This window comes from Streptomyces sp. NP-1717, assembly GCF_022695985.1.
In the GTDB taxonomy this organism is placed as follows: Bacteria; Actinomycetota; Actinomycetes; order Streptomycetales; family Streptomycetaceae; genus Streptomyces.
Genome location: NZ_JAAPBF010000260.1, coordinates 1 through 9,561, shown reverse-complemented (window position 1 = coordinate 9,561; position 9,561 = coordinate 1). Strand labels below are relative to the sequence as shown.

Below are 9,561 nucleotides of genomic sequence, written 5' to 3'. Positions count from 1 at the left end.
GGGAGGACCTGCTCAACCGCGTCCAGGAATCCCTCACGGACGTCGAGCCCGGCGCTTCCGTGTGCGCGCTGGTCGGCATGTCGGGCATCGGGAAGACCCAGCTCGCCGCCGAGTACGCGCACCGCTTCAGCCCCGACTACGACGTCGTGTGGTGGGTCAACTCCGACCAGCGGGGCACGCAGCGCGACCGGTTCGGCGAGCTGGCGCCGGCGCTGGGGCTGCGCAGCGGCTCCGAGCCCGGCGAGCGGATCCGCGCGGTGCGCGACGCGCTGCGCCGCGGCGACCCGCACAGCCGCTGGCTGGTGATCTTCGACGGCTGGGAGGACGTGGAGGAGGCCGCCGCCATTCTGCCGCGGGGCGGCACCGGCCATGTGCTGATCACCTCGCGCAACCACGGCTGGCGCACCGTCGGCGACATCGTGGAGGTGCCCGTCTTCCGGCGCGCCGAGTCGACCGGCTATCTGATGCGCAGGGCCCCGCACATCACGGCGGAGGAGGCCGACGAGGTCGCCGTCGAGTTCCAGGACCTGCCGCTGCAGATGGCCCACGCGGCGGCGCTGCTGGGCGAGTTGCGGATGCCCGTACCGGAGTACCTCGAAAAGGTCCACAGCGGCGAGATCAACCCCCTGGACGAGGTGTCCGAGCTGGGTGACTACCCCAGCTCCTCGCTCACCTCCTGGTCGATGCTCTTCAACCGGGTCCGTGAGTCCGAGCCGCGCGCGCTCGAACTGCTCAAGCTGTGCGCCTGCTTCGCGCCCGGCCGCATCCCCATCGGCCTGGTGCGCGGCGTGGCCCCCGGGGACCTCCCGGAGCAGTTGCGCTGGATCGCCGACAACACCCCCGACTGGCCGCGCGCGCTGGACACCCTCGCCAACTACTCGGTCATCACCAAGGACTCACGCAGCCCGTCCGTCTCCGAGGGGCGCGAGGCCGGGCCCCGCCAGGAGTCCGTCCACATGCACCGCGTCGTGCACGGCATCGTCAGCCGGCTCACCGCGGGCGACGACCACGAGATCCACCGCGGGGTGGTCCGCCAGGTCCTCGTCGGCAGCGACCCCGGCGAGCCCTCCGACAGCAGGCACTGGCCCCGGTACGCCGAGATCCTGCCCCAGCTCGACTTCTCCGGCGCCCTGGAGAGCACCCATCCGCGTACCGTCCAGCTCGTCCTGAACTGCCTCCGGTACTGCTACATGAGCGGTGAGTACACCGTCGGCATGGACCTGGCCCGGCGGGTCCGGGAGAAGTGGGTCGCCCTGTTCGCCCCCGACTCCGAGTACATGCTGGAGCTCGCCGCCCGGACCACGGTGATCCTGCGCGCCAGCGGCCGGTTCCACGAGGCGTACGACCGGGACAGCGGAGTCCTCGACCTGCTGCTGGCCCAGCCGGAGCCCGACCCGATCAGGCTGATGGCCGCCAACAGCGGGCTCAGCTCGGACCTGCGGTTCCTCGGCCGTTACCCGGAGGCGTACCGGCTCCAGCGCGACGTGGTCGACGTCGGCCGGGAACTGCTGGGCGCCGACGAGTGGACCACCCTGCGGGCCCAGCACCAGATGGGCGTGGCCCTGCGGCTCCTCGGCCAGTTCGACAAGGCGTACGAGATCGACCTCGACACCTTGCGCAAACGCGAGTCCGTGCTGCGCGCCCGTCACCCGGACACCCTGCACTCGGTCAACGCCTGCGCCCGTGACCTGCGCCTCCTCGGCCGCTACCACGACGCCCTGGCCCGCCAGGACCTGGGCGTACGGACCCAGATCCAGGTCATGGGCGAGCTGCACCCCCAGACGCTGTGGGCCCAGCACAACCTCGTGCTGTGCAGGCGCAGGGCGGGCACCAAGGGCGAGGACGTCGGCCCGGTGATGGCCGACCTGCTCTCCCGCCACGAGCGCGTGTACGGCAAGGGCCACCACAACAACCTGATGCTCGTCACCGACTACGGCAACTACCTGCGCGTGCACGGCGATCTGGGCCAGGCCCGGGACCTGCTCGCCGAGGCCGAGGACACCTACCGCGCCCTGGTCGGCCAGGCCCACCCCGTACCGACGGGGATGCAGTCCAACATCGGCCTCCTCATGCAGGCCGAGGGGAACAGGGACGGCGCGCTCGTCCTCTTCGAGCAGGCCCTCACCGGTCTGCGCACCCTGCTCGGCGACGACCACCCGTGGACGCTCGGCTGCGCGCTGAACGCGGCCGGCGGGCGCAACCTCACCGGGCGGCTGGAGGAGGCCGCCGAGCTGAGCAGGGAGACGCTGCGGCGGGCCCGTACGGCGCTGGGCGACGACCATCCGCTGACGCTCTCCAGCCAGACGGCGCTCGCCGCCGACCTGCGCGGGCTCCGGCAGCGCGAGGAGGCGGACAAGGTCGAGGAGGACGCGCTCCAGAAGCTGACGCGCACCATGGGGGCGCAGCACCACCACACACTGTCGGCGCGCCAGCGGATCCGTCCCTACTGGGACTTCGAGCCGTATCTGGGCTGACGCGCGAGCGGACGCAGGAGGGCCCGGCACCGCTTCCGAGCGGTGCCGGGCCCTCCTGCGTCACGTCACCGTGCTCAGGCGTCGAAGACCTCGGCGCACAGCTGCGCCTGCTCCGCCTGGTGCCGCTTGGCCGAGCCGACCGCGGGCGACGACGAGGCGGTCCGCGAGATACGGCGCAGACGCTCGCCGTGCGGGATGTCGGCGCCGACCGCCAGGTCCAGGTGGTCGATCAGGTTGAGCGCGATGAACGGCCACGCGCCCTGGTTCGCCGGCTCCTCCTGCGCCCACAGGTACTTCTCCGCGTTCGGGTACTTCGCGATCTCCGCCTGTAGCTCCGCGCCCGGCAGCGGGTACAGCCGCTCCAGACGCACGATCACGGTGTCCTTCAGCCCGCGCTTCTGACGCTCGGCGTCCAGGTCGTAGTAGACCTTGCCCGCGCAGAAGACGACCTTGCGGACCTCCGCCGGGTCGATCGTGCCCGCCTCCGCCATCGCGTCGCCGATCACCGGGCGGAAGCCGCCCGAGGTGAACTCCTCGATCTTCGACGTCGCGGCCTTCAGCCGCAGCAGCAGCTTCGGGGTGAAGACCACCAGCGGCTTGTGGTGCGGGTTGTGGACCTGCCAGCGCAGCAGGTGGAAGTAGTTCGACGGCAGGGTCGGCATCGCGACCGTCATGTTGTTCTGCGCGCAGACCTGGAGGAAGCGCTCGGGGCGCGCGGACGAGTGGTCCGGGCCCTGGCCCTCGTAGCCGTGCGGCAGCAGCAGCGTGACGCCCGAGGTCTGGCCCCACTTCTGCTCCGCCGACGAGATGAACTCGTCGACGACGGTCTGCGCCCCGTTGACGAAGTCGCCGAACTGGGCCTCCCACATGACCAGCGACTCCGGGCGGGCCAGCGAGTAGCCGTACTCGAAGCCCATCGCCGCGTACTCGCTCAGCAGCGAGTCGTAGACGTTGTAGCGGGCCTGCTCCTCGGACAGGTAGAGCAGCGGGGTGTAGTCCTCGCCGGTCTCCTGGTCCACCAGCACCGCGTGGCGCTGGCCGAACGTGCCGCGGCGGGTGTCCTGGCCCGACAGGCGGACCGGGGTGCCCTCCATCAGCAGCGAGCCGATGGCGAGGGTCTCGCCGGTGCCCCAGTCGATCGTGCCGTCCTCGACCGACGCGGCGCGGCGCTGCATCTGCGGCATCAGCCGCGGGTGCACCGTGATGTGGTCGGGGATGTTGACCTGGGACTCGGCGATCCGCTTGACGACCTCCTGGGAGATGGCCGTCGTGACCGCGACCGGGAACTGGGCCTGGGCGTCCGGGACATGGGTCGGAGCCGGGTGCGACGTGGCCTCGCGGACCTCGGCGAACACCTTCTCCAGCTGGCCCTGGAAGTCCTGGAGCGCCTGCTCCGCCTCTTCCAGCGTGATGTCGCCGCGGCCGATCAGCGACTCGGTGTACAGCTTGCGCACCGAACGCTTCTTGTCGATCAGGGTGACCATCTGCGGGTTGGTGAACTGCGGGTTGTCGCCCTCGTTGTGACCGCGCCTGCGGTAGCAGATGAGGTCGATCACGACGTCCTTGTTGAACGTCTGGCGGAACTCGAACGCGAGCCGCGCCACCCGGACGCACGCCTCCGGGTCGTCACCGTTCACATGGATGATCGGCGCCTCGATCATGCGCGCGACGTCCGTCGCGTACATCGAGGAGCGCGAGGCCTCCGGGGCGGCGGTGAAGCCGACCTGGTTGTTGATCACCACGTGCACCGTGCCGCCGGTGCGGTAGCCGCGCAGCTGCGACATGTTGAGCGTCTCGGCGACGACTCCCTGGCCCGCGAAGGCCGCGTCGCCGTGCAGCGCGACGGGCAGCACGGTGAAGTCCGTGCCCGCCTTGTTGATGATGTCCTGCTTGGCGCGCGCGATGCCTTCGAGGACCGGGTCGACCGCCTCCAGGTGCGAGGGGTTCGCGGCCAGCGAGACCTTGATCTGCTCGCCGTCGAGGCCGGTGAAGGTGCCCTCGGCGCCCAGGTGGTACTTCACGTCGCCGGAGCCGTGCATCGACTTCGGGTCGAGGTTGCCCTCGAACTCGCGGAAGATCTGCGCGTACGACTTGCCGACGATGTTCGCCAGCACGTTGAGCCGGCCGCGGTGGGCCATGCCGATGACGACCTCGTCGAGCCGCGACTCGGCCGCCGAGTCGATGACCGCGTCGAGCAGCGGGATGACGGACTCGCCGCCCTCCAGCGAGAACCGCTTCTGGCCGACGTACTTGGTCTGGAGGAACGTCTCGAACGCTTCGGCCGCGTTGAGCCTGCGCAGGATCCGCAGCTGCTCCTCGCGCTCCGGCTTGGAGTTGGAGCGCTCGATGCGGTCCTGGAGCCACTTGCGCTGCTTCGGGTCCTGGATGTGCATGAACTCGACGCCGGTGGTGCGGCAGTACGAGTTGCGCAGCACGCCCAGGATGTCGCGCAGCTTCATCATCGACTGGCCGGCGAAGCCGCCGACCGCGAACTCCCGCTCCAGGTCCCACAGGGTGAGGCCGTGCTCGGTGATGTCCAGGTCGGGGTGCTTGCGCTGGCGGTACTCCAGCGGGTCGGTGTCGGCCATGACATGGCCGCGCACCCGGTAGGAGTGGATCAGCTCGAAGACCCGCGCGGGCTTCGTGACGTCCTCGTCGTGCGAGGCGTCGATGTCCTTGAGCCAGCGCACCGGCTCGTAGGGGATCCGCAGCGCCTGGAAGATCTCGTCGTAGAACTCGTTCTCGCCGAGCAGCAGCTGGCTGACAATCCGCAGGAACTCGCCGGAGGCGGCGCCCTGGATGACGCGGTGGTCGTACGTGGAGGTCAGCGTCATGACCTTGGAGATGCCCAGCTTGTTCAGGGTGTCCTGCGACGTGCCCTGGAACTCGGCGGGGTAGTCCATCGAACCGACGCCCATGATGACCGACTGACCGGGCATCAGACGCGGCACGGAGTGGACCGTGCCGAGGCCGCCCGGGTTGGTCAGCGAGACGGTGACGCCGCTGAAGTCGTCCATCGTGAGCTTGTTGCCGCGGGCGCGCCGGACGATGTCCTCGTACGCCTGCCAGAACTCGAAGAAGTTGAGCGTCTCGGCCTTCTTGATGCCGGCGACGACGAGCTGGCGGTCGCCGTTCGGCTTCACGAGGTCGATGGCCAGACCGAAGTTGATGTGCTCCGGCTTGACCAGGGTGGGCTTGCCGTCCTTCTGGGTGAAGGAGTAGTTCATCGACGGCATGGCCTTGATGGCCTGCACCATCGCGTACCCGATGAGGTGCGTGAAGGAGATCTTGCCGCCGCGCGCCCGCTTCAGGTGGTTGTTGATGACGATGCGGTTGTCGAAGAGCAGCTTCACCGGGACGGCGCGCACGGACGTGGCCGTGGGCAGCTCCAGCGACATGCTCATGTTCTTGGCGACGGCGGCCGACGGGCCGCGCAGCGTCACGAACTCGGGCCCGGCGGGCTCCTCGGCGGACGGCTCGTCCCTCGGCGCCGCCTTGGCGGCGGCCGGCTTCGGGGCGGGCGGCGCGGCCTTCGCCGGCGCCGGAGCCGCGGCGGCGGGCTTCGCCGGCGCGGCCGGCGCCGCGGCCTGCGACTCGGCCTTGGGGGCCTGGGCCTGCGCGGGTGCCGCCGCCACGGGCTTCGCCGGAGCGGCAGGAGCGGTCGCGGTGGTCGTGGCCGCCGACGTCACGGGTGCGGCGGGCGCGGCAGTCGCCGCAGCCCCCGCGGCTGCGGTGGACGCCGTCGTGGACTCGGGGCTCTTGTCCGCCGTACCGGTCGTACCCGGCTTGTAGTCGGCGAAGAAGTCCCACCAGGCACGGTCGACCGAATTCGGGTCCTGGAGGTACTGCTGGTAGATCTCGTCGACGAGCCATTCGTTGGGCCCGAAGGCGGCGGCAGGGTTCTTTTCCTGCCCCGCTTGGTCGGTCGAGACGCTTGAGTTACTGGGGGACTGAGACGACACGGCGGCAACCGCCCTCTTCCGCTTCACAAGGTGATGGACAGCGGGAATCAAGGCTACGCCTACCGGACCGAGAGGAGCAGACCGGGCGGGGGCAACGTCATGCACGTCACACCGGAAGGCGGGTTTCGGCGTAGGAATTGGCGGGAAACGAGCCAGGTTTCCATGGAGCTGTCCTCGGAGCAGTGGACGCACCGCGACGCCGACGGCCTTTTCACCGCCTGAACGGAGTCCGGACCGGCGGCACCCGACCGAATTTCCCTCAGAACGCGCTCGTTCGGTGCCTCCGGTTCGAACCCTACGTCAACCGCGCGCCCGAGGGATTCCCGGAAGTGTCACCTGGATGAGGCAGCCGCGTACGGATTCGGCCACCCCGATACGCCCGCCGTGCAGATCCACCGCCCAGCTCGCGATCGCCAGCCCCAGCCCCGTACCGCCGTCACTGCCAGGACCGTGCGGCGACGGCGAGCTGCCGCGGTTGAAACGCTCGAAGACCCGGTGCCGCTCCGGCTCCGGAATACCCGGCCCCTCGTCCTGGATCTCCAGATCCAGCGACTCCGGACCGTGCCCGCGCCGCGCCCGCACCGTCACCCGGCCGTGCGGCGGGCTGTGCTTGACCGCGTTGTCGATGAGATTCGCCACCACCTGGTGCAGCCGCTCCGCGTCCGCGTGCGCCGTCAGCTCCGGCGGCGACACATCCAGGTGCAGATGCACGTCCGTACGGGTGTGGTTGCCGGAACCCGAGCTGAGACCGCGCTGCGAGGCCGCGAGATTGGCCTCCTTCAGCACCCCGGACAGATACGGCCACACCTCGAAGCGCCGCGCCTTCAGCGGCAGCACACCGTTGTCCAGCCGGGACAGATCCAGCAGCGTCTCCACCAGCCGGCCCAGCCGCTCGGTCTGCTTCAGCGCCGTGCGCATCGTCTCCGGATCGGCGGCGGACACCCCGTCCACCACGTTCTCCAGCACGGCGCGCAGGGCGGCGATCGGCGTACGCAGCTCGTGCGAGACATTGGCGACCAGCTCCTTGCGGTGCCGGTCCACCGCCTCCAGGTCGTCCGCCATGCGGTTGATGGTGGAGGCCAGGTCACCCAGCTCGTCACGGCGGTCGGCGCCGCTGACGCGCCGCGTGTAGTCACCGTGCGAGATGCCCTTCGCGACGGTGTTCATCTCGTCCAGCGGCGCGGTCAGACCGTGCGCCACGAACTGCGTGATCAACAGCGTCGCGATCATCGAGAAGACCGTGATGAAGCGCAGCTCGGTCTCGGTGCGCAGCGCCACCATGAGCAGCCCGGTGGTGATGAGCACCGAGACCACGACGAGCATGCCGAGCTTGGTCTTGATGGAGAACGGCCGCAGACCGCCGCCGTCCGCCCCGCCGAGTGACCCGTGCCCCGCCCTGATCCGCGCCGGGCCCTTGCGCGCCGGGCCCTGTCCCGACGGGTCGTGCCGCGACGAGCCGCCTCTGGCCGGCCGGGGACCGCCGGTACGGCCCGACGACGGGCGGGCGGCGCGCGGAGGTCGCGGACCCCGCGGCGTACGGCCCGCGCGCCCCGCGCGCCCGGGACCCTCGGCCTGCTCGCCCCCGCCGCCCGGCGACCGGCTCATGGCGCCGGTGTCTCCAGGGCGTAACCCACTCCGTGCACCGTCCTGATGCGCTCGGCGCCGATCTTCCGGCGCAGCGCCTTGATGTGGCTGTCGACCGTACGGGTGCCCGAGGCGTCCGCCCAGTCCCACACCTCGGCCAGCAACTGCTCCCGCGAGAGCACCGCGCGCGGCGTGTTCGCCAGACAGACCAGCAGGTCGAACTCGGTGGGCGTCAGATGGACGTCCTCCGCCCGCACCCGCACCCGGCGCTGCGCGTGGTCGATCTCCAGCTCACCGAGGCGCAGGATGCCGCTGCGCGGCGTCACCGCGGCCAGCGCCGCGCGCTCCACCCGGCGCAGCAGGACATGCACCCGTGCCGCCAGCTCCCGCATCGAGAACGGCTTCGTCATGTAGTCGTCGGCGCCGACACCGAGCCCCACGAGCATGTCGGTCTCGTCGTCGCGTGCCGTCAGCATCAGCACCGGCACCGGACGCTGCGCCTGGACGCGGCGGCAGACCTCCAGGCCGTCGAAGCCGGGCAGCATCACGTCGAGGACCATCAGGTCGGGCTGCCACGCCTCGGCGGCGTCCACGGCCGCGGGGCCGTCGACCGCGGTCTGGACGACGAAGCCCTCGGCGCGCAGCCGGGCCGCGATGGCGTCCACGATCGTCGCGTCGTCCTCGACCACGAGCACCCGGCGCTGCGCGCCGGGAGTGGCCGCGACCCCGTTCTGGCTGGTGTGTGTCTGCTCCATCGCCCCGCCCCTGGTACGTTCCGCGATCCGTGTTCCTCGATCCACGATCCCCGTGAGGATGTCGATCCCGTGTGTGGGGAGCAGCGTAGAGGCAGCGGAGGGCTCCCGGCTACGCAGGGCGAACGGCGAGATGGACCACGTCAGGCACTCCTCGGGCAACTTGGATCTCTTCGGTCCTAACCCCGGTGAAACCGGCATTCCGCAGCGCCTCCTCGAAGGCGGGGGACGGCTGGGCGGACCAGACGGCGAGGACTCCGCCGGGGTTGAGCCGTGCCAGGCAGTCGGCCAGCCCGCCGGGCATGTACAGGCTCGCGTTCTCGTCGGTGACCGTCCAGCCGGGCCCGTTGTCGATGTCGAGGCAGAGGGCGTCGTAGTGGTCGGTGGGCTCGTCGGTGACCTCCGCCGCCGTACGCAGGTAGTCGACGAGATCGGTGTGGAGGATCACAGTGCGCGGATCGCCGAGCGCGGCGCCGGAGATCCGTGCGAGCGGTCCCCCGTGGTGCCAGTCGATGACGGCCTGCTCGCGTTCGACCACCACGATCCGGCCCCAGCGGTCGTCGGCGGCGGCGTGCGCGAGGGAGAAACCGACGCCGAGCCCGCCGATGAGGAGGGACGGCAGTCCGTCACGGCGGTCGGGCGCGAGCGCGGCCTGGGCGGCGTCGATCAGCAGCCGCTCGGAGCGGCCGTCGGAGGTGTCCATCAGGAACGTGCCGTTGGCGATGATCTCGTGGATGTCCCCCTCGTCGCCCTCGCCCCCGGGGCGCCGCCGCAGGACGACCTCGCCGT

At 70.7% G+C, this 9,561-nt stretch carries 5 protein-coding genes; 1 reads left to right on the top strand and 4 read right to left on the bottom strand.

Annotated features, from left to right (window positions below):
* Positions 1-2,474, top strand: a 2,474-nt coding sequence (fxsT, locus tag GXP76_RS31285) for an FxSxx-COOH system tetratricopeptide repeat protein (RefSeq protein ID WP_242574996.1), incomplete at its 5' end; no start/stop codon positions are given.
* Between the two features lie 74 nt (positions 2,475-2,548).
* On the opposite strand, the gene GXP76_RS31280 is transcribed toward fxsT, so the two are convergent.
* The 4 genes from GXP76_RS31280 to GXP76_RS31265 form a co-directional block, all read right to left on the bottom strand.
* Positions 2,549-6,436, bottom strand: coding sequence for a multifunctional oxoglutarate decarboxylase/oxoglutarate dehydrogenase thiamine pyrophosphate-binding subunit/dihydrolipoyllysine-residue succinyltransferase subunit (locus tag GXP76_RS31280; RefSeq protein WP_242574995.1), 3,888 nt, complete (start codon positions 6,434-6,436; stop codon positions 2,549-2,551).
* A gap of 300 nt (positions 6,437-6,736) precedes the next feature.
* A complete protein-coding gene (locus tag GXP76_RS31275) occupies positions 6,737-7,759 on the bottom strand; it encodes an ATP-binding protein (RefSeq protein WP_242574998.1) in 1,023 nt (340 codons plus the stop codon).
* Between the two features lie 278 nt (positions 7,760-8,037).
* Positions 8,038-8,775: a response regulator transcription factor gene (locus GXP76_RS31270; RefSeq protein ID WP_078075112.1), complete on the bottom strand. Its 738-nt coding sequence runs from the start codon at positions 8,773-8,775 to the stop codon at positions 8,038-8,040.
* 109 nt (positions 8,776-8,884) lie between these two features.
* Positions 8,885-9,561: spermidine synthase (locus GXP76_RS31265; RefSeq protein WP_374363279.1), on the bottom strand; the 677-nt coding region annotated here is incomplete at its 5' end.

What these genes read in the sequence shown, in the direction of transcription:
- GXP76_RS31275 (WP_242574998.1), bottom strand. Translation starts at nt 7,759, where the DNA reads ATGCTCGTCGTGGTCTCGGTGCTCATCACCACCGGGCTGCTCATGGTG.
- GXP76_RS31270 (WP_078075112.1), bottom strand. Translation starts at nt 8,775, where the DNA reads ATGGAGCAGACACACACCAGCCAGAACGGGGTCGCGGCCACTCCCGGC.